This window comes from Burkholderia sp. AU39826 (assembly GCF_020419965.1).
Classification (GTDB): domain Bacteria; phylum Pseudomonadota; class Gammaproteobacteria; order Burkholderiales; family Burkholderiaceae; genus Burkholderia; species Burkholderia semiarida.
In genome coordinates this window covers 17,796-41,889 of sequence record NZ_JAIZQG010000019.1, presented here as the reverse complement: position 1 = coordinate 41,889, position 24,094 = coordinate 17,796, and the positions used below count along the sequence as shown (strand labels likewise).

The 24,094-nt window shown below is 68.0% G+C and carries 24 protein-coding genes; 13 read left to right on the top strand and 11 right to left on the bottom strand.

The genetic code is table 11. From position 1 onward, the window contains the following. Window positions 1-130 precede the first annotated feature (130 nt). The 10 genes from LGM42_RS25610 (at window position 131) to LGM42_RS25565 (ending at window position 12,549) form a co-directional block, all read left to right on the top strand. Complete coding sequence (locus tag LGM42_RS25610) at window positions 131-916, top strand: gamma-glutamyl-gamma-aminobutyrate hydrolase family protein (protein ID WP_226233627.1); 786 nt, start codon at window positions 131-133, stop codon at window positions 914-916. A gap of 28 nt (window positions 917-944) precedes the next feature. Then, on the top strand, window positions 945-2,282 hold the full coding sequence (locus tag LGM42_RS25605; RefSeq protein WP_059576368.1) for a glutamine synthetase family protein: 1,338 nt from the start codon (window positions 945-947) through the stop codon (window positions 2,280-2,282). A 34-nt stretch (window positions 2,283-2,316) separates the two neighbouring features. Next, window positions 2,317-3,759, top strand: a complete 1,443-nt coding sequence (locus LGM42_RS25600) for an aspartate aminotransferase family protein (RefSeq protein WP_226233624.1) — start codon at window positions 2,317-2,319, stop codon at window positions 3,757-3,759. Between the two features lie 62 nt (window positions 3,760-3,821). Next, window positions 3,822-4,937 (top strand): polyamine ABC transporter substrate-binding protein, encoded by a 1,116-nt coding sequence (locus tag LGM42_RS25595; protein WP_059583859.1) that lies wholly within the window; start codon window positions 3,822-3,824, stop codon window positions 4,935-4,937. A gap of 188 nt (window positions 4,938-5,125) precedes the next feature. Then, the gene (locus LGM42_RS25590) at window positions 5,126-6,280 is read left to right on the top strand and encodes an ABC transporter ATP-binding protein (protein WP_011546395.1); all 1,155 of its coding nucleotides are present in this window, start codon (window positions 5,126-5,128) and stop codon (window positions 6,278-6,280) included. A gap of 10 nt (window positions 6,281-6,290) precedes the next feature. Continuing rightward, on the top strand, window positions 6,291-7,277 hold the full coding sequence (locus tag LGM42_RS25585; protein ID WP_124864467.1) for an ABC transporter permease subunit: 987 nt from the start codon (window positions 6,291-6,293) through the stop codon (window positions 7,275-7,277). Beyond that, complete coding sequence (locus tag LGM42_RS25580) at window positions 7,274-8,113, top strand: ABC transporter permease subunit (RefSeq protein ID WP_059583866.1); 840 nt, start codon at window positions 7,274-7,276, stop codon at window positions 8,111-8,113. Before LGM42_RS25585 ends, LGM42_RS25580 begins: the two co-directional genes overlap by 4 nt. Before the next feature lie 116 nt (window positions 8,114-8,229). Then, on the top strand, window positions 8,230-9,819 hold the full coding sequence (locus tag LGM42_RS25575; protein WP_226233623.1) for a DUF3138 family protein: 1,590 nt from the start codon (window positions 8,230-8,232) through the stop codon (window positions 9,817-9,819). Between the two features lie 98 nt (window positions 9,820-9,917). After that, window positions 9,918-11,222 (top strand): NAD(P)/FAD-dependent oxidoreductase, encoded by a 1,305-nt coding sequence (locus tag LGM42_RS25570; RefSeq protein WP_226233622.1) that lies wholly within the window; start codon window positions 9,918-9,920, stop codon window positions 11,220-11,222. A 25-nt stretch (window positions 11,223-11,247) separates the two neighbouring features. After that, window positions 11,248-12,549, top strand: a complete 1,302-nt coding sequence (locus LGM42_RS25565) for an NAD(P)/FAD-dependent oxidoreductase (protein WP_226233620.1) — start codon at window positions 11,248-11,250, stop codon at window positions 12,547-12,549. A 149-nt stretch (window positions 12,550-12,698) separates the two neighbouring features. On the opposite strand, the gene LGM42_RS25560 is transcribed toward LGM42_RS25565, so the two are convergent. From LGM42_RS25560 to LGM42_RS25515, 10 genes are all read right to left on the bottom strand, one after another. Then, window positions 12,699-13,364, bottom strand: coding sequence for a DUF799 domain-containing protein (locus LGM42_RS25560; RefSeq protein ID WP_060312158.1), 666 nt, complete (start codon window positions 13,362-13,364; stop codon window positions 12,699-12,701). 14 nt (window positions 13,365-13,378) lie between these two features. Then, window positions 13,379-13,822 carry a DUF4810 domain-containing protein gene (locus tag LGM42_RS25555; RefSeq protein WP_059583873.1) on the bottom strand — a complete coding sequence of 148 codons (444 nt, stop codon included), beginning with the start codon at window positions 13,820-13,822 and terminating at the stop codon, window positions 13,379-13,381. An 80-nt stretch (window positions 13,823-13,902) separates the two neighbouring features. After that, window positions 13,903-14,574: a CsgG/HfaB family protein gene (locus tag LGM42_RS25550; protein ID WP_185716591.1), complete on the bottom strand. Its 672-nt coding sequence runs from the start codon at window positions 14,572-14,574 to the stop codon at window positions 13,903-13,905. Between the two features lie 127 nt (window positions 14,575-14,701). Continuing rightward, entirely contained in the window at window positions 14,702-15,049 is a 348-nt protein-coding gene (locus tag LGM42_RS25545) for a hypothetical protein (RefSeq protein WP_226233618.1), read from the bottom strand. Window positions 15,050-15,052: 3 nt separating this feature from the next. Beyond that, window positions 15,053-16,429 (bottom strand): glutathione-disulfide reductase, encoded by a 1,377-nt coding sequence (gene gor / locus LGM42_RS25540; protein WP_226233616.1) that lies wholly within the window; start codon window positions 16,427-16,429, stop codon window positions 15,053-15,055. 234 nt (window positions 16,430-16,663) lie between these two features. After that, window positions 16,664-16,888: a hypothetical protein gene (locus tag LGM42_RS25535; RefSeq protein ID WP_226233611.1), complete on the bottom strand. Its 225-nt coding sequence runs from the start codon at window positions 16,886-16,888 to the stop codon at window positions 16,664-16,666. A gap of 374 nt (window positions 16,889-17,262) precedes the next feature. After that, a complete protein-coding gene (locus LGM42_RS25530; protein WP_059642415.1) occupies window positions 17,263-18,384 on the bottom strand; it encodes a porin in 1,122 nt (373 codons plus the stop codon). A 382-nt stretch (window positions 18,385-18,766) separates the two neighbouring features. After that, the gene (locus LGM42_RS25525; protein WP_226233610.1) at window positions 18,767-19,513 is read right to left on the bottom strand and encodes a YoaK family protein; all 747 of its coding nucleotides are present in this window, start codon (window positions 19,511-19,513) and stop codon (window positions 18,767-18,769) included. 191 nt (window positions 19,514-19,704) lie between these two features. Next, on the bottom strand, window positions 19,705-20,232 hold the full coding sequence (locus tag LGM42_RS25520) for a chromate transporter (RefSeq protein ID WP_059583880.1): 528 nt from the start codon (window positions 20,230-20,232) through the stop codon (window positions 19,705-19,707). Then, a complete protein-coding gene (locus LGM42_RS25515; protein ID WP_226233609.1) occupies window positions 20,229-20,888 on the bottom strand; it encodes a chromate transporter in 660 nt (219 codons plus the stop codon). The genes LGM42_RS25520 and LGM42_RS25515 overlap by 4 nt, the downstream gene beginning before the upstream one ends. Window positions 20,889-20,984: 96 nt before the next feature. Here LGM42_RS25515 and LGM42_RS25510 point away from each other — a divergent pair, with 96 nt between their 5' ends. After that, on the top strand, window positions 20,985-21,869 hold the full coding sequence (locus LGM42_RS25510; RefSeq protein ID WP_059583884.1) for a transcriptional regulator GcvA: 885 nt from the start codon (window positions 20,985-20,987) through the stop codon (window positions 21,867-21,869). A 509-nt stretch (window positions 21,870-22,378) separates the two neighbouring features. On the opposite strand, the gene LGM42_RS25505 is transcribed toward LGM42_RS25510, so the two are convergent. Beyond that, the gene (locus tag LGM42_RS25505) at window positions 22,379-22,717 is read right to left on the bottom strand and encodes a hypothetical protein (protein WP_226233608.1); all 339 of its coding nucleotides are present in this window, start codon (window positions 22,715-22,717) and stop codon (window positions 22,379-22,381) included. On the opposite strand from LGM42_RS25505, the gene LGM42_RS25500 reads away from it, so the two are divergent. Further along, the gene (locus tag LGM42_RS25500) at window positions 22,716-23,222 is read left to right on the top strand and encodes a spore coat U domain-containing protein (RefSeq protein WP_059583886.1); all 507 of its coding nucleotides are present in this window, start codon (window positions 22,716-22,718) and stop codon (window positions 23,220-23,222) included. The genes LGM42_RS25505 and LGM42_RS25500 overlap by 2 nt on opposite strands. A 94-nt stretch (window positions 23,223-23,316) precedes the next feature. Then, window positions 23,317-24,069: a molecular chaperone gene (locus LGM42_RS25495; RefSeq protein WP_059583888.1), complete on the top strand. Its 753-nt coding sequence runs from the start codon at window positions 23,317-23,319 to the stop codon at window positions 24,067-24,069. The last annotated feature ends 25 nt before the right edge of the window (window positions 24,070-24,094 follow it).

Genomic DNA, 24,094 nt, shown 5'->3' with positions numbered 1-24,094 from the left:
ACGCCATCCCGTTGCGCCCATTCACCAGCGGCCGTGCGCCTCGCGCCCGGCTGCGGGGTCGTGTCGCGCCCGCGTTTTTCCGCATTCGGCTCGATGCACGTCACGTCCCTACGGATTACTGATTGACGTCATGGAAAGGAAACCTCTCGTCGGCATCACCGCCGACCTCAGCCAGATCGGCGCCCACGCGTCGCATACGGTCGGCGACAAGTACGTCGCCGCGATCGTCGACGGCGCGCAGGCGCTCGCGATGGTGCTGCCGGCCCTCGGCGAGCGCCAGTCGACCGACGACGTGCTCGACGCGGTCGACGGGCTGCTGTTTACCGGCAGCTACTCGAACGTCGAGCCGCATCTGTATGGCGGCGAACCGAGTGCGCCGGGCACGAAGCACGACCCGGCGCGCGACGCGACGACGCTGCCGCTGCTGCGTGCGGCCATCGTCGCGGGCGTGCCCGTGCTCGCCGTATGCCGCGGCTTCCAGGAGCTGAACGTCGTCTTCGGCGGCACGCTGCACCAGCACGTGCACGACGTGCCCGGCCTCGCCGATCACCGCGAGGACGACGACGCGCCGCTGGACACGCAATACGGCCCCGCGCACGTCGTGTGCCTGACGCCCGGCGGCAAGCTGCATGCGCTCGCCGGCGGCCGCGACGAAGTGCACGTGAACTCGCTGCACAAGCAGGGCATCGCGCGGCTCGGCGCGGGCCTCGCGATCGAGGCCGTCGCACCGGACGGCCTGATCGAGGCCGTGAGCGTCGCCGACGCGCCGGCGTTCGCGCTCGCCGTGCAGTGGCATCCGGAATGGCGGCACGCGCAGAACCCGCTGTCGAGCGCGATCTTCCGCGCGTTCGGCGATGCCTGCCGCGCCCGCCGCGCCGCCCGCACGCGGGCCACGGCCGCCGCCGCGCTCGCCTGAGCGCGCCCACCAGACAACGAGAACAGACATGCAAGACATCGAAGGCTTTCTGAAGCAGCACCGGATCACCGAGATCGAAGCGATCATTCCCGACATGGCCGGCATCGCGCGCGGCAAGATCACGCCGCGCAACAAGTTCACGTCCGGCGAATCGATGCGCCTGCCGCAGGCCGTGATGGTGCAGACCGTCACCGGCGACTATCCGGAAGACGGATCGCTCACCGGCGTGACCGACCCCGACATGGTGTGCGTGCCCGACACGTCGACGATCCGCCTGATCCCGTGGGCCGTCGACCCGACCGCGCAGGTGATCCACGACTGCGTGCATTTCGACGGCTCGCCGGTCGAGATCTCGCCGCGCTACGTGCTGCGCCGCGTGCTCGACCTGTACAAGGCGAAGGGCTGGAAGCCCGTCGTCGCACCCGAGCTGGAGTTCTACCTGGTCGACATGAACAAGGACCCCGACCTGCCGCTGCGCCCGCCGGTCGGCCGCACGGGCCGCCCGGAAACGGGCCGCCAGTCGTATTCGATCGAGGCCGTCAACGAGTTCGACCCGCTGTTCGAGGACATCTACGAGTACTGCGAAGCACAGAACCTCGACATCGACACGCTGATCCACGAAGTCGGCGCCGCGCAGATGGAGATCAACTTCATGCACGGCGACGCGCTGTCGCTCGCCGACCAGGTGTTCCTGTTCAAGCGCACGGTGCGCGAGGCCGCGCTGCGTCACAACATGTACGCGACGTTCATGGCCAAGCCGATGGAAGACGAACCGGGCTCGGCGATGCACGTGCACCAGAGCATCGTCGACGAGGAAACGGGCCAGAACCTGTTCACGTCGCAGGAGACGGGCGGCGCGACGTCGATGTTCTACAACTACCTCGCGGGGCTGCAGAAGTACACGCCGGCGCTGATGCCGATCTTCGCGCCGTACATCAACTCGTACCGCCGCCTGTCGCGCTTCATGGCCGCGCCGATCAACGTGCAGTGGGGCTACGACAACCGCACCGTGGGGTTCCGCATTCCGCATTCGGGCCCGGCCGCGCGCCGCATCGAAAACCGCATCCCGGGCGTGGACTGCAACCCGTACCTCGCGCTCGCCGCGACGCTGGCGGCCGGCTACCTCGGCATGACGCAGCGCCTGGAGCCGACCGAGCCGCTGGTGAGCGACGGCTACAGCCTGCCGTACCAGTTGCCGCGCAATCTCGAGGAAGGGCTGACGCTGATGGCCGCGTGCGAGCCGCTCGGCGAGATCCTCGGGCCCAAGTTCCTGAAGGCGTATTTCGCGCTGAAGGAAACCGAATACGAAGCGTTCTTCCGCGTGATCAGCTCGTGGGAACGCCGCCATCTGCTGCTGCACGTGTAAGCGTGCCAACCGCATACGGAATCACGGAGGAAACATGACTTACCGCAACGAATCTGCCTGGATCCAGCCGGCCGCGCCGAGCGCCACGGCCGCCGCGCCGCGCGCGACGCAGGCGCGCTCGACCGCCGAATACCGCGCGCTCGACGCCGCGCACCACATCCACCCGTTCTCGGACATGGGCGCGCTCAACCGCGCCGGCAGCCGCGTGATCGTGAAGGCCGACGGCGTTTATCTGTGGGATTCGGACGGCAACAAGATCATCGACGGGATGGCCGGCCTCTGGTGCGTGAACGTCGGCTACGGCCGCAAGGAACTCGCCGACGCCGCGTATCGCCAGATCCAGGAACTGCCGTTCTACAACACGTTCTTCAAGACCACGCACCCGCCGATCATCGAGCTTTCCGCGATGCTCGCGGAAGTGACGCCGGCCGGCTTCAACCACTTCTTCTACTGCAACAGCGGCTCGGAAGGCAACGACACCGTGCTGCGCCTCGTGCACCAGTACTGGCGCGTGCAGGGCAAGCCGCAGAAGAAATACGTGATCTCGCGCAGGAACGGCTATCACGGCTCGACGATCGCGGGCGGCACGCTCGGCGGGATGGGCTACATGCACGAGCAGATGCCGTCGAAGGTCGAGCACATCGTGCATATCGACCAGCCGTATTTCTTCGGCGAAGCGCAGCCGGGCGAGACGCCCGAAGCGTTCGGCCTCGGGCGTGCGCAGCAGCTCGAGGCGAAGATCCTCGAACTCGGCGCGGAGAACGTCGCCGCGTTCATCGGTGAGCCGTTCCAGGGCGCGGGCGGCGTGATCTTCCCGCCGTCGACGTACTGGCCGGAAATCCAGCGGATCTGCCGCAAGTACGACATCCTGCTGGTGGCCGACGAGGTGATCGGCGGGTTCGGACGCACCGGCGAATGGTTCGCGCATCAGCACTTCGGCTTCGAGCCGGACCTGATCACGATGGCGAAGGGCCTGACGTCGGGCTATGTACCGATGGGCGCGGTGGGCATACACGAGCGCGTCGCGCGACCGATCATCGACAACGGCGAATTCAACCACGGCCTCACGTATTCGGGCCACCCGGTGGCGGCGGCCGTCGCGGTCGCGAACCTGAAGCTGCTGCGCGACGAAGGGATCGTCGAGCGCGTGAAGACCGACACGGGCCCCTACTTCCAGGCGCTGATGCGCGAAACCTTCGCACGTCATCCGATCGTCGGCGAAGTGCACGGCCACGGGATGGTCGCGAGCCTGCAACTGGCCGAAGCGCCGGCCGAACGCCGCCGCTTCGCGAACGGCGGCGACGTCGGCACGATCTGCCGCGACTTCTGCTTCAACGGCAACCTGATCATGCGCGCGACCGGCGACCGGATGCTGCTGTCGCCGCCGCTCGTGATCTCGCGCCAGGAAATCGACCAGCTCGTGTCGAAGGCGAAGAAGGCCGTCGACGCCACCGCCCAGCAACTGGGTATTTCGTAACGGTTTTGCCTACAGGCGTGCGGCGGGCGCCGCACGCCGCCATCATCCAGGGGAATTCCACCATGCGTGCCTGCTTACTTCGCCAAGCCTGTTCCATCGCGGCCCTTGCCGCAGTGGCCGCGTTCACGTCGGTCGCCAGCCCGTCGGCCCATGCCGAGGACCTGAACGTCTACAACTGGTCCGACTACATCGCGCCGGACACGATCCCGAACTTCCAGAAGCAGACGGGTATCCACGTCAAGTACGACAACTACGACAGCGACGACACGCTTCAGGCGAAGCTGCTGGCCGGCAGCTCGGGCTACGACATCGTCGTGCCGACCTCGAACTACATGGCCAAGCAGATCCAGGCCGGCGTGTACCAGAAGCTCGACAAGTCGAAGATCCCGAACCTCGCGAACCTCGACCCGCTGCTGATGAAGATGATCGCCGACGCCGACCCCGGCAACCAGTACGGCGTGCCCTGGGCGTACGGCACGGACGGCATCGGCTACAACGCGCAGGCGGTGAAGAAGGCGCTCGGCGACAAGGCGCCGGTCGACAGCTGGGCGCTGGTGTTCGACCCGGCCAACATGGAAAAGCTGAAGAGCTGCGGCGTGTCGTTCCTCGACCAGGCCGTGGACGTGTTCGCCGCCACGCTGCAGTACATGGGCAAGGATCCGAACAGCAAGAACCCGGCCGATTACCAGGCTGCGTTCGAGGTCCTGAAGAAAGTCCGCCCGTACATCACCCAGTTCAATTCGTCCGGCTACATCAACGACCTCGCGAACAACGACGTGTGCGTCGTGCTCGGCTGGTCGGGCGACGTCGGCATCGCGCACCGCCGCTCGGCCGAGGCGAAGCGCTCGTACGACATCAAGTTCGCGAACCCGAAGGAAGGCGGCCTGCTGTGGTTCGACGTGATGGTGGTCCCGAAGGATGCGCCGCACCCGGAAGCCGCGATGAAGTGGATCAACTACATTTCCGACCCGAAGGTCAACGCGGCGATCACGAACACGGTGTTCTACCCGACCGCGAACAAGGCCGCCCACCCGTTCGTCACGCCGGCCGTCGCGCAGGACCCGACCGTCTACCCGCCCGAAGACGTGCTGAAGAAGATGGTGCTGATGAAGCCGATGCCGGCCGACATCCTGCGCCTCGAGAACCGTCTGTGGGCGCAGTTGAAGACGGGCCACTGACCGCCATGCATCGCGGCGGCGCAGGCATCGCGGTACGCCTGCCCGCCTGAGATCCGCGGACCTCCGTCCGCCCGCGCGCCACGCGCGCCCTGTTCCATCCGGCACGAGCCGTTGCTCGCGAGTCGCGTTGCGCGCCTCGCGCGGGGACGCTCACGCCTGCAATCCGTGAAGAACGAATGGTGACTCCCATGCAATCGATACCCTCTTCCGCTGCCGCACGCCAGACCCAACCGGCCGCCGCGCCCCGTACGCAGAACGATGCATTCGTGCGCATCGAAAACGTCGTGAAGAAATTCGGCGACAGCACGGCCGTCGACAACGTGAACCTGACGATCGCGAAGAACGAGCTGTTCGCGCTGCTCGGCAGCTCGGGCTGCGGCAAGTCCACGCTGCTGCGCATGCTCGCCGGGCTGGAAACGGCCACCTCCGGCAAGATCTTCGTCGACGGCGAGGACCTCGCGTCGCTGCCGCCGTACCGCCGCCCGGTCAACATGATGTTCCAGTCGTACGCGCTGTTCCCGCACATGACGGTCGAATCGAACGTCGCGTTCGGCCTGAAGCAGGAAGGGACGCCGAAAAACGAGATCAAGGAGCGCGTGGCCGATGCGCTCGCGCTCGTGCAGATGAGCAAGTATGCGAAGCGCAAGCCGCATCAGCTGTCGGGCGGCCAGCAGCAGCGCGTCGCGCTGGCCCGCTCGCTGGTGAAACGCCCGAAGCTGCTGCTGCTCGACGAGCCGATGTCCGCGCTCGACAAGAAGATCCGCCAGAAGACCCAACTCGAACTCGTGAACATCATCGAGAAGGTCGACGTGACCTGCGTGATGGTCACGCACGATCAGGAAGAAGCGATGACGATGGCGAGCCGCCTCGCGGTGATGAGCGAAGGCAAGATCGTGCAGATCGGCTCGCCCGGCGAAGTCTACGAATACCCGAACAGCCGCTTCTCGGCCGAATTCATCGGCTCGACGAACCTGTTCGAGGGGCGCGTGGTCGAGGACGAGCCCGATCACATCTTCGTCGAGAGCGACGACCTCGAAACCCGCATGTACGTGAGCCACGGCGTGACCGGCCCGCTCGGCATGCCGGTCGGCATCTCGGTGCGTCCGGAGCGCATCCACGTGTCGCGCGAGAAGCCGGGCTCGAAGCACAACTGGGCGCGCGGTGTCGTCACCGACATCGCGTACATGGGCAGCTATTCGCTGTATCACGTGCGCCTGCCGAGCGGCAAGACGGTGGTGTCGAACCTGTCGAGCTCGCACCTGATGAACGACGGCGCGCCGGCGTGGAACGACGACGTGTTCGTGTCGTGGTCGCCGGCCAGCGGCGTCGTGCTGACGCAGTGAGGACGCCACGATGAGAACCTCCGCTTCCACGCCTTCCGCGCCGGTGTCGACCGGCGCCGCGCGCACCGGCGCGGGCCGCGCCCGCCCGGGCCGCTTCGCCCCGCTGTCGCGCTTGCTGCCGTCGGGCCGCACCGTCGCGATCGGCGTGCCGTTCCTGTGGCTGGCCGTGTTCTTCGCGCTGCCGTTCGTGCTGGTGCTGAAGATCAGCTTCGCCGACCAGGTGATGGGCATCCCGCCGTACACGTCGCTCGTCGAGATCAAGGACGGCGTCGTGCACTTCGCGCTGCAACTGTCGCACTACGCGTTCCTGCTGCAGGACGACCTGTACATCGCGACCTACCTCAGCTCGCTGAAGATGGCCGCCGTGTCGACCGTGCTGTGCCTGCTGATCGGTTACCCGATGGCGTACTACATCGCGCGCTCGGAGCCGAACCGCCGCAACGTGCTGATGATGGCCGTGATGCTGCCGTTCTGGACGTCGTTCCTGATCCGCGTGTACGCATGGATCGGCATCCTGAAGGACGACGGCCTGCTGAACCACACGCTGATCGCGCTCGGCATCATCCACACGCCGCTGCGGCTCTACCACACCGATGCGGGCGTCTACATCGGGATGGTCTATTCGTACCTGCCGTTCATGGTGATGCCGCTCTACGCGCACCTCGTGAAGATGGACCTGACGCTGCTCGAGGCCGCGTACGACCTCGGTGCGAAGCCGTGGGTCGCGTTCACGCGCATCACGCTGCCGCTGTCGAAGAACGGGATCATCGCCGGCAGCCTGCTGGTGTTCATCCCGGCGGTGGGCGAGTACGTGATCCCGGAGCTGCTCGGCGGCGCCGACACGCTGATGATCGGCCGCGTGATGTGGGATGAATTCTTCAACAACATGGACTGGCCGATGGCGTCCGCGGTGACGGTCGCGATGGTGCTGCTGTTGCTGGTGCCGATGGCCCTGTTCCAGTACTACCAGGTCAAGGAACTGGGAGACGCGAAATGATCAAGCCGAACAAACCGCTGTCGACGGGCGTGCTCGCCTTCGGCTTCCTGTTCCTGTACATCCCGATCATCAGCCTCGTCGTGTACTCGTTCAACGAATCGAAGCTGGTGACGGTGTGGTCGGGCTTCTCGCTGAAATGGTACGCGGCGCTGCTGGACGACGACGAGCTGCTCAACTCCGCGTGGCTGTCGCTGAAGATCGGTCTCCTGACGGCCACCGCGTCGGTCGTGATCGGCACGTGGGCGGGCTTCGTGCTCGCGCGCTTCGGCCGTTTCAAGGGCTTCACGCTGTACACCGGGATGATCAACGCGCCGCTGGTGATTCCGGAGGTGATCCAGGGAATCTCGCTGCTGTTGCTGTTCGTCGCGCTCGAGCAGATGTTCGGCTGGCCGAAGGGGCGCGGGATGGTGACGATCTGGATCGGCCACGTGATGTTGTGCGTGTCGTACGTGGCGATCATCGTGCAGTCGCGCGTGAAGGAGATGAACAAGTCGCTCGAGGAGGCCGCGCTCGACCTGGGTGCGACGCCGCTGAAGGTGTTCTTCGTGGTGACGCTGCCGCTGATCTCGCAGGCGCTGCTGTCGGGGTGGCTGCTGTCGTTCACGCTGTCGATCGACGATCTGGTGCTGTCGGCGTTCCTGTCCGGGCCCGGCTCGACGACGCTGCCGCTGGTGGTGTTCTCGCGCGTGCGGCTGGGCTTGAACCCCGAGATGAATGCGCTGGCGACGCTGTTCATCACGGCCGTGACGATCGGCGTGATCGTCGTGAACCGGATGATGATCGCGCGCGAGCGGCGCCGGATGGCCGACTTGAAGGCGGCGTTCGCGGCGGCCTGACGGCCCGCCGCCCGCTTCGACGACAACAAGCACTGCAGACAAGCAACACGCGCTGCCCCAGGGGGGGCGCGCGATTCGATCCCGATTTGACAGGCGCACGACTAGGAGAATCCGCAATGAAGAAGAAACTGATCTGCCTGCTGGTGGCCGGCGCGTTGCCGGGCATCGCGCTGGCCGGTTCGACATCCGCCGAAATCAAGGCGCTGCAGGCGCAGGTCGCGGCGCTGCAGAAACAGATGAAGGCGATGCAGGCGCAGCTCGCCGCGAAGCCGGGCGGCGCGGCGGCCGTCGCGGCGTCCGGCGCGAGCGGCGGCATGGCCGGCGGCGGCAGCGCCGTCGCGGTCGCGGCCGATCCGGGCTCGCCGGATTACGGCCGCGCGCGCGCCATGCTGACCAACGACGAGGTCAGCGAAATGAAGCAGCAGATCGCGAACCAGCAGTTGAAGGTCGACTCGCTGACCGACGCGGCCAACACCGGCCCGCTCGCCGGCCTGTCGGTCACCGGCTACATCGATCCGACCTACGTCTACAACCGCGCGGCCGGCACGTCGTCGTTCCTGTTCGCGAACCACGAGAACGCGTACAACTATTTCAACAGCACGTTCGGCGATCTCTACCTCGACATCAAGAAGACGTTCGGCGTCGGCCCGATGGCGCCGTCGGCCGAGATCACGCTGATGCCGAACCGCGGCAACGGCATCACGCTGCTGCAGAACTCGCGCGGCTCGATCACCGACAACCTGCTGAACACGGCGGTCGTCAACGTGCCGATCACCGCGTCGACCACGCTGGTGGCCGGCCTGATCCCGAGCTTCGGCGGCTACGAGGTGCAGCAGTCGAACCAGATGCTCACGCTCACGCACAACCTGCTGTACGATTTCTCCGATCCGGGCAGCTACGTCGGTGTCGGCGCGAACTACACGAAGGGCGCCTGGGCGTGGAAGTTCTTCCTCGGCAACGAGCAGTACCGCACGTACGGTTCGGTCACGCAGACGGGCACCAACGCGCTCGGCGATCCGATCACCACCAGCAACAAGGTGCCGACCTTCACCGCGCGCGCGGACTACACGTGGTCGAGCGCGCTCGACATCGGCGGCTCGTTCAACATCGGTCGGCAGACGCTGGCGAGCGCGATCGACGATCAGGGCAACGTCCACTACGGCCCGGGCGGCGCGGCGCCGAGCGGCTACGGTTCGTTCTTCTTCGGCGAACTCGACGCGACCTACACGCTCGCCGACGTTCAGTACAACGCCGAAGTCGACTACGGCCGCCAGCAGCATGCGGCGTTCAACGGCGGGCTCGCGCAGTGGTACGGGCTGTCGCTGCTCGCGCACCGCAAGTTCAACGCGCCGGTGGTCGGCCGCATGGGCGTGACGCTGCGCTACGACCTGCTCGCGAACTCGAAGAACGGCGGCGGCGGCGGCGGTATCGCGCTGAACGGCAACGGGATGGACCCGAGCAACGGCTTCGGCGTCGACGCGGACTGCCTCGCGATGTCGAAGGCCGGCGGCGGCCTGGGCTTCGAGTGCAAGGGCGCGGTGCGCCAGGACGTCGCGCTCGACCTGCTGTTCTATCCGACCCAGCAGATCACCGTGAAGGTCGAATACCGGCACGACTGGGCGAACAACAAGGTGTTCCTGCGCAACGACGGGTCGTACGGCAAGTCCAACGACCTGCTCGCGACGCAGTTCATCTATTCGTTCTGATGCGGCACGCGCGGGGCGCCGTGCCGCACGCACGGCGTCCCGCGCCGTTTTTTGGGTGGCCGCGCGCAGCGCGCGGCCTTGTCGAGGGAGTCGTTTTCATGACGCAGTCTTTCACCCGCCGCGCCGATGCGCTCGCGCGCGACTCGTACTACGAAGCAACCGCCGCGCGGCCCGCGGCGGACGATCCGACGCTCGAAGCGGCGATCGACGTCGACGTGTGCGTGATCGGCGCCGGCTTCGCGGGCCTGTCGACGGCGCTCGACTGCCGCGCGCGCGGGCTGTCCGTCGCCGTGATCGATGCGCACCGGCCCGGCTGGGGCGCATCGGGCCGCAACGGCGGCCAGGCGATCACGGGCTTCGCGAAAGACGAAGCGATCGAGCGGCAGCTCGGCGCCGACGGGGCGCGCGCCGCGTGGTCGCTGTCGCTCGACGGCGTCGCGCTGATCGCCGAGCGCATCGCGCGCTACGGAATCGACTGCGACTTCACGCGCGGCTACCTGACGGTCGCGACGAAGCCGCGCCGCATCGACGACCTGCGTGCGTGGATGAACGCCGCGACGTCGCGCTGGGGCCATCCGTCGCTCGCGTGGCTCGATACCGGCGAGATCCAGGCGCGCATTGCATCGACGCGCTATCTGGCCGGCGTGCACGATCCGCTGTCGGGCCATCTGCATCCGCTCAAGTACTGCCTCGGGCTCGCCGATGCCGCGCGCCGCGAGGGCGTCGCGCTGTATGCGCACACGCCCGCGCTCGACGTCGTGCGCGGCGCGCGGCCCGTCGTGCGCACGCCGTCGGGCGAGGTGCGCTGCCGCTTCGTCGTGTCGTGCTGCAACGCGGGCCCCGGCGGCGTGCTGCCGGCGGCGACCGCCGCGCGCATCGCGCCGATCGCGTCGTACATCATCGCGACCGAGCCGCTCGGCCGCGCGCGCGCCGACGCACTGATCGCCCGACGCGAAGCCGTGTGCGACAACAATTTCTTCCTCGACTACTTCCGCCTGTCGGCCGACCACCGGATGCTGTTCGGCGGCCGCGCGAATTCGGCCGGCGCATCGCCCGCCGCGCTCGCCGAAGCGATCCGGCAGCGCATGGTCAGCGTGTTCCCGCAGCTCGGCGACGTGCGCGTCGAGCACGCGTGGGGCGGCTTCGTCGACGTCACGCGCAACCGCACGCCGGACTTCGGCGCGATCGATCCGAACTTCTTCTACGTCCAGGGCTTCAGCGGCCACGGCGTCGCGCTGACCGGCATCGCCGGGCGCGCGGTCGCGGGTGCGATCGCGGGCGACACGCACGCGTTCGACCTGTTCGCGCGCCTGCGTCATCGGCGCTTTCCCGGCGGCGACGCATGGCGGCAGCCCGCGCTCGAGCTCGGCATGCTGTACCACCGCGTACGCGAGCTGTTCTGAGCCCTTTCACTCCGCGCTTCCTATCATGCAGACATTCGCCAACCAGCCGCACGTCGCGTCGTACTACGCGGCGACCGCCAACGATACGACCCGCCACGCGCCGCTCGCCGGCACGACCGACGCCGACGTGTGCGTGATCGGCGCGGGCCTCACGGGCCTGTCCGCCGCGCTCAACCTCGCCGAGCGCGGCCATTCGGTGACCGTGCTCGAAGCGTCGCGGGTCGGATGGGCAGCGAGCGGCCGCAACGGCGGCCAGTTGATCGGCGGCTTCGCGTGCGACATCGACACGTTCGCGCGATTCATGCCGGAAGGCGACGTGAAGCGCATCTGGGACATGGGGCTCGAAACGCTGTCGCTCGTGAAGTCGCGCATCGCGCGGCACGGCATCGACTGCGCGCTGATGCCCGGCTATCTGACCGCGGCCAACACCGAGCGCGACGCCGACGCGCTGAAGCGGTGGCGCGACGAAGCCGCGCAGCGCTTCGGCTACGACCGCTTCCACTTCGTCGAAGCCGACGCGCTCGGCGATTACGTGCAGTCCGAACGCTATCGCGGCGGCCTGTACGACCCGGACAGCGGCCACCTCCATCCGCTGAACTACACGCTCGGCCTCGCGCGGGCGGCAACCGAAGCAGGCGTGCGCATTCACGAGGACAGCTGCGTGACGCGCGTGCGCGACGTGTCCGGCGGCCACGTCGTCGAGACGAGCGGCGGCAACGTGCGTGCGCGCTTCGTCGTGCTCGCGTGCAATACGTACGTCGGCACGCTCGCGCCCGCGCTGTCGAGGAAGATCATGCCGGTCGGCACCTACGTGATCGCGACCGAGCCGCTCGGCCAGGCGCGCGCCGACGCGCTGATGCCCACGCGCGCGGCGATCTGCGACAGCCGCTTCGTGCTCGACTATTTCCGGCCGGCGCCGGACACGCGGCTCGTGTGGGGCGGCAAGGTCAGCTATTCGACGCGCGAGCCGCGCGATCTCGCCGCGGCGATGCGCGCGGACATGCTGAAGACGTTCCCGCAGCTCGCGGACGTGAAGGTCGATTATGCGTGGGGCGGCTTCGTCGACATCACGATGAACCGTGCGCCGCATTTCGGCCGCATCACGCCGACGACGTACTTCGCGCAGGGGTTTTCAGGGCACGGCGTGAACACGACCGCGCTTGCGGGCAAGCTGATCGCCGAAGCGATCGACGGACAGGCGAGCCGCTTCGACCTGTTCGACAAGATCCGGCATCGCGACTTCCCCGGCGGCGAGGCGCTGCGCACGCCGGCACTGGTGCTCGCGATGAGCTGGTACCGGCTGCTGGATGCGTTCGGCGTGCATTGAGCGTGATTGTGCGGCACTGGATTGCGATACGGCCGTGAGCGCGAAAACGCGGCAAGCACACACCGCGCGCGCACATGGGGCAGCCGTTCGGCCGGATTGCATGCAGGCGGCACGACGGGCGCATGAAACGCCCGCGCGCCCTGCGCCGCTCAGTCCGTGCCGTACTTCGGCGAATGCGGACCGTACAGCAGCCCGTTCGGCGGACCGGCCGACAGCAGTCGCGTGCTGGTGTACGCCGCAACGTCGTGGCTCTGGTCCATCAGCGTGTTCGCGATCTGCTTGACCGCGGCCACCACGAGCATGCCGATCAGGCTGCCGCCGCCGTTGTTGTTGCCTTCGTCGCTGCTCGCGCTCGCGCGGCCCTGCCACAGCACGTCGCCGGTACGCAGGTCGACGAGCTTCGCCGATGCCGACACGACCGTCGCGCTCGCGAGAACCCGGTAGACGGTGCCGTACTGCGACACCTTCGAATACAGCGCGGCGTCCGCGCCGAAGATCTCGCGCAGCTTCGCGGGCGATGTCTCCTGGATCTCGGCCGCATTGGTCAGGCCGTTCTGCTTGAACGTCTCGTCCATCACGGCGACGGGCACGACGTAATAGCCCGACTCGGCGAGCGGCAGCGTCATCTGCGACAGCAGCCCGTAGGTCGCGCCCACGTCGGACGTCTCGTTGAGCGGCGGCAGCACGAGGATCGAGCGCGGCTGGCTCTTCTTGAACGCCGTGTAGTCGGGCCGTTTCACCGGTTGCGCGCACGCGCTCAGCAACGCGACGAGCGACAGCACGGACAGCAGCTTGAATGAGAGTGTCTTGAACATGACGGGTGCGTCGCTCACTGTTTGGCGGTGGTCGGATCGGCGTTCTTCTGGCCGGCGACCGTCTGGTCGACCGCCTTCTGGCCGGCCGCCTTCGGGTCAGCGGCCTTCGGCGCACCGGTTTTCTTCTTCAGCAGGAAGTCCATGTAGGTCGCGGACTCCGGAAACAGCTGTTTCTCGGCCTGCAGTTCCTGTTCGGCCTGCTGCTCGCTGCCGATGCTCGCGTACAGCATGCCGAGATGCGCGTGGAAGCCCGGCGGCGGCGTATGGCCCTTGCCGCGAATCTCCTGCAGCGCTTTTTCGAGCGCGTCGATCTGCTCCTGCGGCGACTTCTGCCCCTTGAAGTATTCGTACACCTGCGGCTGATAGCCGGTCCACTGATAGAGCGGCGGCGTGGAGCTCGCGCAGCCGGCGAGCAGCAAGGCGGCGGCCGTCGCCGGCAGCCAGTTACCCCGTTTCATGGTCTTTTCTCTTGTGATGTCGTGTTGAATCGGTCGAGCGCGGCGCCGGCCCCGGCGCCCGCTGCGGCGGGTTGCGACGCTTACTGCGCGACCTTCAATGCGCCGGCGTCGACCTGCTCCGCAAGATGGTTCACGGCTTCCTGGATCGCGAGATCCAGCACCTTGCCGTTGAGCGTCGAGTCGTAGCCGGCCGTGCCGCCGAAGCCGATCACCTCGCGGTTCGACAGGCTGAACTCGCCCGCGCCCTGGCTCGATGCGACGACTTCCGACGTGGTCGTGTCGACGATGTTCAGGTTGACCTTCGCGTACGCGACCTGCGTCTTGCCGCGGCCGAGAATGCCGAACAGCTGATGATCGCCGACGTCCTTGCGGCCGAACTCGGTCACGTCGCCGGTGACGACGTAGTTCGCGCCCTTCACGGCCTGCGCCTTCTTCATGAAGCCCGCTTCCTGCTTGATCTCGTCGAGGTTCTCGCGATCGAGCACGTTGAAGCGGCGGCTCTGCTGCAGGCGCGTGACGAGGATCGTCTTCGCCTGTCCGCCGAGGCGGTCGATGCCGTCGGAGAAGATGCCGCGCATGTAGCTCGAACGGTTGTCGAACTTGCCGACGGCGATCGCGACGGGCTTGCCCGCGTACGGCTTCTGCGCGCTGCTGACGGCCGGCACGTCGAGCGTGCGCGACGATTCGGTCGCGCAGCCGGACAGCGCCGCGACGACCGCGGCCGCCACGAGGACGGTGCGTCGTGTCTGAATGTTCACTGCTGGTCTCCTTGCGTGGAAAGATGGCCCGGAACGGGCATGCCGGCTCACAGGCTGACTGAAGAGCCGGCGGTTGATGCGGTGATCGAAACGGCCTGGGCGTGCTTCGGCGCGCGCGACTTCATCGCCCGGACGGCGACGGAGAGGGCGGCATGCGAAGAGAAAATGCGCGCAACGGATCGGTCGCGGCAAGATGCGAACGCGCGGCGCATGAATCGGCGCTCCCACGTGCGCCCGCTACGCGATGATTCTGGTTACTGCGCTGTTGTTCGCGCATGATCGGCCCCGTATATGATTTTTGTCGATCATACCAAGCCTGATTATCGAGACGGTATTTCTTGAGAAGAATGGACGTGCTTTCCGAATCGTCGGCCAGCGCGTGATATACGACGCGCCGACCGAGCATGGGTGCAACGCGCACGGCGGCCCCGCGAGCCGGCGCGCCCGGTCCGTCCCAGCGCGTGTTCACGCCCTAGTCGGCCACCTTCTGCCGCATCGTCACGAATTCCTCGGCCGCGGTCGGATGAATGCCGATCGTGTCGTCGAACTGCGCCTTCGTCGCGCCCGCGCGAATCGCGATCGCGATGCCCTGGATGATCTCGCCCGCATCGCGGCCGACCATGTGCGCGCCGACCACGCGCTGGCTGTCGCGCGCGACGACGAGCTTCATCAGCGTGCGCTCGTCGCGGCCCGACAGCGTGTGACGCAGCGCCTTGAACGACGTGCGGTAGATATCGACGTCGCCGTGCGCGTGACGCGCATCGGCCTCGGTCAGGCCGACCGTCGCGACCTCCGGCTGGCTGAACACGGCCGACGGCACGTACGCGTGATCGACCGCCACGCGCGAGCCGCCGAACAGCGTGCGCGCGAGCAAGCCGGCGTCGCGCGTCGCGACCGGCGTGAGCTGCGGCCGCGACGTGACGTCGCCGATCGCGTGGACCGACGGCACCGACGTCGCCGAATACGCATCGACGGCGATCGCGCCGCGCGCATCGAGCAGGATGCCCGCCTGCTCGAGCCCGATCCCGTCGACGTTCGGCACGCGGCCCGTCGCATAGAGCACCTGATCGTACGGCCCGTGCCGCGCGTCGCCGACGCGCACGAACAGCGTGCCGTCGCTCGCGCGCTCGATCGATTCGATCACCGCGCGCGGGTGAATCGTGACGCCCTGCTTCGTCATCTCGTCGGTCAGGAACTGGCGCACGTCGTCGTCGAAGCCGCGGAGGATTTTTTCGCCGCGATAGAACACGTCGACGTGGCTACCGAAGCCGTTGAAGATGCCCGCGAACTCGACCGCGATATAGCCGCCGCCGACCACCGCGATGCGCTTGGGGCACGTCGCGAGCGACAGCGCCTCGCGCGACGTGATCGCGTGTTCGATGCCGGGCCGCGGCGGCAACACCGGACGCGAGCCGGTCGCGATCGCGATGTGGCGCGCACGGATCGTGCGCGCGCCGACCGCGACCGTGTGCGCGTCGACCGCGACCGTGTGCGCGTCGACGAGCGTCGCGCGGCCGGCGTGCATGTCGACGCCGGATTGCCGCAGCAGGCTGATGTAGATGTCGCTCAACCGGTTGATCTCGCGATCCTTCGCGGCGATCAGCGCGGGCCAGTCGAGCGTGCCGGCGCCGAAAGTCCAGCCGAAGCCCTTCGCATCGTCGACTTCATGCGGGTAGTGCGACGCGTAGACGAGCAGCTTCTTCGGGATGCAGCCGCGCAGCACGCAGGTGCCGCCGATCTGCTCTTCTTCCGCTATGCCGACGCGTGCGCCGTATGACGCGGACATGCGCGCGAGCCTCACCCCGCCCGAGCCGGCGCCGATGACGAACAGGTCGTAGTCGAAATCCATCGCATTCCCTCATCGCAGTTCGGATGGGGGCACGATAGCAAGATTCGGGGATTCGTGCGGCGCATGGCGCGCGCCCGATAAAAAACGGCGAGAGACGACGCCTCTCGCCGGTCAAACCGGCTGGCGGTTGTGCCATGCGTCACCGATCGACCGCATGCCCGACCTGCCGGTTGCGCGGCACCGGCCGGCCCGTGCGCGCGAAGGGCGCGCCCGCGGCCGGACCGGCCGCCATGCTCATGCCTGCGACGTGTCGCTGCCGTCCGTCGCCTGCGTATCGTCTGCCTGCTGCGTCTGCTCGTCCTTCTTCTCGAGCATGCCTTCGATCGCCTCGGCGCCCTTGAAGCCGGCGACGGCCGCGGCCGCCTTGGTCAGCAGGCCCGCATCCGGGTCCAGCTTTTCCACGCCTTCGACGGCGGCCACTGCGCCGGCGATTTCACCCACGACATTCAGGATACCCATCGTCATCCCCTTTCAAGAAAATCGTGAGCGCATCGTCCCACGAAAGAAACCGGCGAACCGCATTTGTCATCGCCGGATACAGAAGTTACGCACCAGGCCGGCCGCGCTCGCGGAGCGCGATCGGAACGACGCACGCGCACGCCGGACGGCATGCCACGCGCGATGCACGCAGCGTAGCGGAAAGCCCGCGCGCGTACTGTAAAAGTGTGTTCGGGATTGCCGACGGATCGCTTACGGCGCGGGACTGCCGCAATGGAGCGTTCGCCGAATAGTCGGGCGCGCGCATGAAGGTCGCGCGACGAAAAAAAAGAGGCTCCGCGGAGCCTCTTCGATGCGCGCCGAACGAAGCCGGCGCATGCATTTTCCGACGTTCGTCAGAAGATATTGCGCAGGCCGATCGCGATGCCGGTCTGGTTGCTGCGGCCAGGCAGCTCGACGTTCGCCGCGCCGTTCGTCTTGTTGAAGTCGACGGTGCCGTAGATTTCGGTGCGCTTGCTCAGCGCGTACTCGGCGATGCCGACGATCGCGTAGCGGTTGCCGCTCGCGAGCGTGCCGTTCGTGGTCATCGCATTGCGCATGTGGTCGTAGTAGAACGCGCCCGTCAGCGTCAGCGGCGCGCTGACCTGCCAGCTCACGCCGGCGAACGGACCGTCGTCGATGCGGCCCGTACCCTTCGCGACCGGGATCGACTGCTGCGCGAGCAGGCTGTCGACGAAGCCCGTGTCGTCCTTCGAGCGCAGGTAGCCCGCATAGATCTTCGCCTTGCTGAACGCGTACACGACGTTCGCGTGGTAGATCGTCTGCTTGCGCGCCGAGTTGTCGCTGTTCTGCTGCGCGCCGGCCGCGATGCTGAGCGGGCCCATCACGTACGACAGCGACACGCCCCATGCATTGCCCTTGCCGAGCGAGCCCGGAATCTGGCCCGAGAAGCCGCCGGCGCCGGTCGATTCGTAGTTGGTGCCGGTCGAGTACATCGCCTTCGCGGTCAGGCCCGCGAACTTGCCCGTGTACTTGATCTGGTTGTCCGCATACAGGCCGCCGCCGAGGGCGACCGGCAGCCACGCGTTTTCGAGGTAGTTGCCGACGGTCAGGGGATCGTAGGTGTCCGCCAGCAGGTCGAACAGCGGCGTCTTCTGGCGGCCGAGGGTCACCGTGCCGTACGGGCTCTGCAGGCCGACGTACGCCGCGCGGTTGAACAGGCGGCCGCTGTCGGCGAATGCGCCGTTCTGCAGGTTCACGCCGCTCTCGAGGTTGAACACGGCCTTCAGGCCGCCGCCGAGGTCTTCCGTGCCGTAGATGCCGAAGCGGCTGTTCGTGATCGCGCCGTTGCTCATCGACAGCAGGCCGTCGTTCTTGGCGTTGGCGTTTGTCAGGTAACGAATGCTGGCGTCGGCGACGCCCCACAGCGTGACCGAGCTTTGTGCTGCTGCGTACTGGCTGGCGAAGGCCAGCGCCGCGCCCCCTGCGATAGCGGCGAGTCGGGTGGTCTGCTTCATGAGCGTTCCTTTTTTAGGTGTCTCCATTCGTGACCGGCCGCGTGCGCAGCCGGGTGGCGATCGCACACGTTCATGGCGCGCGCGATGTGGGCTGAATCATAAGACGAGTGCGAACGCTGAAAGAAATTGAAATACGCGGCAAGCGCGCGATTGTCGTCCGGGAGCAACGTTTCCCGCGCGGGGCCTGGCTCGCGCGGTGGGTCGACGGGAGGTGGCGGTGCGCGGCGGCGCCGGCGGGCGAGTACGGCACTGCGAGGCTCGACGATGGTGCGGTGCGGTCACGCGGATTGCGGCGAAATCGTTGCGCTGGCTGCCGCTTGCTGTCCGCTGCTTGCTGCTTGCTGCTTGCCGATTGCCGCCCGCCGCCGCCTGCCGCCTGCCGTCAGGCCGTTTGCGTCGCCCCGTCGCTGCCGGTGCCTGCGTCGCCGTTACCGTCCTCGCTACCCGCACTGCCGTTCCCCGCGCGCCGCCACGCCCGCCGCACGATCTCCGCGAACGCGCCGACGAGCAGCAGCACGGCGCCCCACAGCGCGATGTCCGGCACGAGCCGCGTCACGAGGCCGCCGACCACCGCGCCGGCCAGGAAACAGAAACTGATCGTCGCGAGCAGCGCCGAGTCGTGCAATGCGCCGGCGTCGTAGCGCGGGATCAGCCCGACGAACAGCTTCTGCGCGGCACGCCGCAGGTTGCCGGTCGTCATCACCGACGTGTACGACAGTTCCTCGAGATGCGTGAACGACAGCGTCTGCAACGTCGCGACGAACGAGATGCCCGGAATCAGCCATGCGCTCGACGCACCGACGAGGCCGCTCGCGGCGACGCCGAGAAACGCGATCTCGACGATCAGGCTCACGAACGCCGTATGACGCATCCAGCCGCGCCGCGCGGCGAGGCCGAACAGATGCGCGACGAATACCGCGAGCACGAAGCCGCCGAGCGGGGGCACGTGGTGCAGCGCGGCGGCCCATTCGCCGGCCGACAGGTTGATGCCGAGCAGCGCGACGTTGCCGGTCATCGTGTTCGCGAACACGTGGCCGTGGCCGACGTAGGTGTACGCGTCGAGATAGCCGCCGGACAGCGTCAGCAATGCGGCGACAGTGAGATTGCGGCTGGCGCCGTCGAGATCCATCGATCCTCCGTGGTGTGCGCGGCGGGCGGCGCGAATGTCGGTCGTGCCGGCAGGCGCGGCGCGCCGCCGGCACTGCGCGGCCGGGCTTCGCCGCCTGCCGTGCGCCAATATAACGTGCGCCACCGGGCGCCGCGCGTCGCACTAGCCGCTGAACCGTCGCGCGCAACGGCCGGCGACATGCGACACGCCAGTCACTGCCCGATGCCCGTGAGCCCGATCAACGCGCCGCCCGCGAGCAGCCACAGTGGATGAATGCGCGTGCGCCACGCCAGCACCGCGCATGCGGCCGTGATGCCCCACTGGATCGCGGTGCGGTTCGACGCATCGGAAATCAGCACCGCGCTTGCCGCGACGAGCCCGACCGTCACCGGCATCATCCCCTGCTGCACGTAGCGGCGCCACGGCCGGTCGCGAAAGCGCTCCCACGCATGCAGCGCGAGCACGGTGACGATCGACGACGGCCCGAACTTCGCGAGCGACGCGACCAGCAGCCCGGCCCAGCCGGCCACGTGCCAGCCGACCAGCGACACGATCATCATGTTCGGCCCCGGCGCCGCCTGGGCCAGCGCGAACAGCGCGGTGAACTCGTGCGCGCTCATCCAGTGATGCACGTCGACGACCTGCCGCTGCATCTCCGGCAGGATCGTGTTGCCGCCGCCGAACGCGAGCAGCGACAACTGGCTGAAGATCGTCGCGATGGCGATCAGCGTGTCGCTCATGGCCGGCGCTCCTGTTGCCCGTGGGGCGAATCGTGCGTGCCCCGCGCGGCAGCCGGCGCCGGCCGCGACGTGCCGGCCGCGCGGCGGCGCGACGCGAGCCAGATGCTGACGGGCGTCAGCACCAGCATCGTGGTCAGGAGCGGCATGCGCAGCACCGCGATCGCCACGAACGCGAGCACCGCGATCGCGGCCGCCGCGCGCGGCGCCTGAAGCAGCGGCTTCGCGACCTTCACGGCCATCGCGACGAGCAGGCCGGCCGCCGCGGCCGCGAGCCCCGCGAACAGGTGCTGCACGCGCGGATCGTTCTGCGTCTTCGCGTACAGCACGCCGAGCGCGACGACGACGAGCGTCGGGCCGGCGATCAGCCCGAGAATGCCGGCGAACGCGCCGGCCACGCCGCGAAAGCGCATGCCGACGGCGACCGACAGGTTGATCACGTTGCCACCCGGCAGGAACTGGCAGAGGCCGAGCAGATCGGTGAATTCGTCGGCGGAGAGCCACTTGCGCTCGTCGACGATCGTGCGCCGCGCGAACGGCAACGCGCCGCCGAACGACATCAGGCCGAGCGACAGGAAACCGGTGAACAGCTCGGCGAGACCGACGCTGCGGGGGGACGCGGCAGGCGGCGGCGAGGCCGGCGGGAAGGCGGATTGCATGGGGCTCCTCATCAAGCGGTCAACCGAGGTTACCGCCGTTCGGGATGCCGTCAAAACGATTTTATCGGCGCGCACTTGTGATCTAGAATCACAAGCATGGCACGCGATCTCCCACCCTTTTCCGCGCTTCGGGCCTTTGAAGCCGCGGCACGACATGAAAGCTTCAGCGCCGCGGGCGACGAACTGCATGTGACCCACGGTGCCATCAGCCGGCAGATCGCCGGGTTCGAGGCATGGCTCGGCAAGCCGGTGTTCCATCGCCACGGCAAGCGCGTGAAGCTCACCGACGAAGGCCGCCGCTACCTGGACACCGTGCGCGCGGCGTTCGACAGCATCGCGCACGCGACCGAACAGTTGCGCAGCACCGGCGCGGCGCGCGTGCTGCGCATCAATGCGCTGCCGACCTTCGCGATGAAATGGCTGCTGCCGCGCCTGTCGCGGTTCCAGCGCGACGTGCCGAACGTCGAGCTGAAGCTGTCGACGTCGAACGCGCCGCTCGACACGCTGAACGGCTTCGACGTCGCGATCCGCCGCGGCCCCGGCCACTGGCCGAATTGCACGAGCGGCCACTTCCTCGACGAAAGCGTGATCCCGGTGTGCAGCCCGGCGCTGCTCAAGCGCGCGCCGATTACCCGCGCGGACGATCTCGCGCGGCACGTGCTGCTGCATTCGGATACGCGGCCGGAAGGCTGGCGCGACTGGTTCGCGGCGGCCGGCGTGACGATGAAGGGGCGCAAGCGGCAGTCGTTCGACCACTTCTACCTGGCGCTGCAGGCGGCCGTCGACGGGCTCGGCGTCGCGCTCGGCCCGCTACCGCTGATCGACGACGAACTCGCGAGCGGGCGCCTCGTGATGCCGCTGCCCGGCCCGCGCATCGCGACGCGCAGCTACTGGTGGATCGCGCCGGGCGCGCCGGCCGACGATCCGCTCGTCGCGCAGTTCTGTGCGTGGCTCGCCGCGCAGTCGAATGTGAACGCATGATGCGCGGTGCCGCCGACACCTGACCGAAACGGCCGCGCGCACGTTGCACGAATGAAACCGATCGGCCTGCGGCGCGTGCGATTCCCCAGCGGAATCGCGGCTGCGTGCGCCGTGAGCCGCCCCCGTCATCCCGCCGTCGCCCGCCCGCCGGGCCCGCCGCCGGCCAGCCCGCGCCGCTGCGTGTTGCACGACTGAAACATTTGCGCACGCACACCGTCGCCGACGGCCCCACGCAGTCCTCCCCGCCCCTGTTTGCGCGGCGCTGCGCGCGTTGGCCCGTTGCTTGCTGATGCAGCGGTGCAGACAACGACACTGCACGGGCCGGCGGCTCGATGCAGGCGACGAACAATCATCAAGCGGGTCGGGGAAATCATGTCGAATCTCATATCGGCCGTCACACGGCTGCTGTCCTGCATCACTGCTCCTGTCACGCATCCGCTGATGCCGGCGGCGCGGCTTCGCACCGTCGCCGTCCGATGCGCGCACACGGCCCACACCGTGACCCGAAGTCACGACGCGCCGATCCGATAGGCGAACCCCGGAAATCCCTGGCCGCGCGCATGCGCGCCGCGCCGAGTCGTGCCGCTCGCCAGGGCGGCGCCGCCCGCGTGCCGACGCGCACGCGAGCGGCAACGGCCACGGCTCGCGCGGTACGCGCCGCAGCAGCGGCCGGGCTGCCCGGCCGCGCGCCCGATTCCGCACGACGACACAAAGGAGGTGCCCGCCCACCAAGCGACCCGATTCCGACACGACCAGAAGACGCATCGCGCGCTGACGATCGAGATCTCGTCCCGAACGGCTCGACGCACCGGCCGCACATTCCAGCTCTCAAGGGAGAACTGCATCATGAAGCACTCCGTACTGACCCACGCGGCGCTTGCCGCATCGCTCGCCTGCACGGCCCTCTCGGCATCGGCCGGACAGACCACCACGACGTTCGGCGTATCCGCCACCGTCAACGCAACGTGCCTGATCGACTCGGCCGGCGCGCTGACTTTCCCCGCCTACACACCGGGAACCGGCGATCAATCGGCGCAGTCCGCGATCACGGTCCGCTGCACGAACGGGACGAACTTCAACATCGGCCTGAATGCGGGCACGACGTCCGGCGCCACGGTCGCCAACCGCATCATGACGAGCGGCTCGAACCAGCTCAACTACTCGCTGTACCAGGATTCGAACCGCACGGTCGTGTGGGGCAACACGCCGCCGAGCGATACCGTCAACGGCACCGGCCAGGGGATGGCGATGGCGCAGGCGATCACCAAGACCGTGTACGGCAAGGTGCCGGACCAGCCCAATGCGGTGCCGGGCAGCTATGCGGACACGGTGACGGTCACCGTCACGTTTTAGTGCCGCGCGGAGGGCGTGCGGCAGCGCAGATGCGCGCCCTCCCGACCGGCAGACGTCGAACATCCAGCAGCGAACCCCTCGAGGTGGATCCGTGATGAAACCGAACGTGTACAAACTCGCGACCTGGCTCGCGGCCGTGACGCTCGCCGCCGCCTCCGCCGACAGCCGGGCCACCGACTTCACCGTGTCGCCCGTGCGCGTCGAGCTGTCGGCCGCGCAACGCAGCGTCGCGCTGACGGTGCGCAACGAATCGCCCGACCAGCCCGTGATCGTCCAACTGCGCACCGTCGCGTGGTCGCAGAACGCGGGCGACGACGTCTATGCGTCGACCGGCGACCTGATCGCCGCGCCGCCGATCTTCACGATCGCGCCCGGCAGTGCGCAGGTCGTGCGCGTCGGCCTGCGGCATCCGCCCGCCGCTGACCGCGAAACCAGCTACCGGCTGTATCTGCAGGAGATTCCGCCCGCGCCGAAGCCCGGTTTCACCGGCGTGCAGATCGCGCTGGAAATGAGCCTGCCGATCTTCGTGAAGCCGGCCGTCGACACCGCCCCGCGGCTGCGCTGGAGCGCGGAGCCGCGCCCGGGCGGCTCGGGCACGCTCGCGTTGCGTGTGACCAACGACGGCACCGCGCATGCGCAGGTGGCGAACCTCGCGCTGCTCGCGCCGGGCAGCGATCGCCCCGTCGCCACGCATGCGGAATTCGCGTACGTGCTGCCCGGCCAGTCGCGCGAACTGACGTTCAAGCCCGGCGCCGGAACCGCGCCGGCCGTTGCCTCCGGCATGCACCTGATCGGCTACTCCGATGCGGGCGACATCGATACGACGCTCGCGCCGAACGCGCGCTGACGCGGCGCTGCTGATCGCGATTCTC

Bases quoted from the DNA above. Each gene is read 5' to 3' on its own strand.
- LGM42_RS25610 (WP_226233627.1), top strand. From the start codon at position 131: ATGGAAAGGAAACCTCTCGTCGGCATCACCGCCGACCTCAGCCAGATC.
- LGM42_RS25605 (WP_059576368.1), top strand. From the start codon at position 945: ATGCAAGACATCGAAGGCTTTCTGAAGCAGCACCGGATCACCGAGATC.
- LGM42_RS25600 (WP_226233624.1), top strand. From the start codon at position 2,317: ATGACTTACCGCAACGAATCTGCCTGGATCCAGCCGGCCGCGCCGAGC.
- LGM42_RS25595 (WP_059583859.1), top strand. From the start codon at position 3,822: ATGCGTGCCTGCTTACTTCGCCAAGCCTGTTCCATCGCGGCCCTTGCC.
- LGM42_RS25590 (WP_011546395.1), top strand. From the start codon at position 5,126: ATGCAATCGATACCCTCTTCCGCTGCCGCACGCCAGACCCAACCGGCC.
- LGM42_RS25585 (WP_124864467.1), top strand. From the start codon at position 6,291: ATGAGAACCTCCGCTTCCACGCCTTCCGCGCCGGTGTCGACCGGCGCC.
- LGM42_RS25580 (WP_059583866.1), top strand. From the start codon at position 7,274: ATGATCAAGCCGAACAAACCGCTGTCGACGGGCGTGCTCGCCTTCGGC.
- LGM42_RS25575 (WP_226233623.1), top strand. From the start codon at position 8,230: ATGAAGAAGAAACTGATCTGCCTGCTGGTGGCCGGCGCGTTGCCGGGC.
- LGM42_RS25570 (WP_226233622.1), top strand. From the start codon at position 9,918: ATGACGCAGTCTTTCACCCGCCGCGCCGATGCGCTCGCGCGCGACTCG.
- LGM42_RS25565 (WP_226233620.1), top strand. From the start codon at position 11,248: ATGCAGACATTCGCCAACCAGCCGCACGTCGCGTCGTACTACGCGGCG.
- LGM42_RS25560 (WP_060312158.1), bottom strand. From the start codon at position 13,364: ATGTTCAAGACACTCTCATTCAAGCTGCTGTCCGTGCTGTCGCTCGTC.
- LGM42_RS25555 (WP_059583873.1), bottom strand. From the start codon at position 13,822: ATGAAACGGGGTAACTGGCTGCCGGCGACGGCCGCCGCCTTGCTGCTC.
- gor (WP_226233616.1), bottom strand. From the start codon at position 16,429: ATGGATTTCGACTACGACCTGTTCGTCATCGGCGCCGGCTCGGGCGGG.
- LGM42_RS25535 (WP_226233611.1), bottom strand. From the start codon at position 16,888: ATGGGTATCCTGAATGTCGTGGGTGAAATCGCCGGCGCAGTGGCCGCC.
- LGM42_RS25530 (WP_059642415.1), bottom strand. From the start codon at position 18,384: ATGAAGCAGACCACCCGACTCGCCGCTATCGCAGGGGGCGCGGCGCTG.
- LGM42_RS25525 (WP_226233610.1), bottom strand. From the start codon at position 19,513: ATGGATCTCGACGGCGCCAGCCGCAATCTCACTGTCGCCGCATTGCTG.
- LGM42_RS25520 (WP_059583880.1), bottom strand. From the start codon at position 20,232: ATGAGCGACACGCTGATCGCCATCGCGACGATCTTCAGCCAGTTGTCG.
- LGM42_RS25515 (WP_226233609.1), bottom strand. From the start codon at position 20,888: ATGCAATCCGCCTTCCCGCCGGCCTCGCCGCCGCCTGCCGCGTCCCCC.
- LGM42_RS25510 (WP_059583884.1), top strand. From the start codon at position 20,985: ATGGCACGCGATCTCCCACCCTTTTCCGCGCTTCGGGCCTTTGAAGCC.
- LGM42_RS25500 (WP_059583886.1), top strand. From the start codon at position 22,716: ATGAAGCACTCCGTACTGACCCACGCGGCGCTTGCCGCATCGCTCGCC.
- LGM42_RS25505 (WP_226233608.1), bottom strand. From the start codon at position 22,717: ATGATGCAGTTCTCCCTTGAGAGCTGGAATGTGCGGCCGGTGCGTCGA.
- LGM42_RS25495 (WP_059583888.1), top strand. From the start codon at position 23,317: ATGAAACCGAACGTGTACAAACTCGCGACCTGGCTCGCGGCCGTGACG.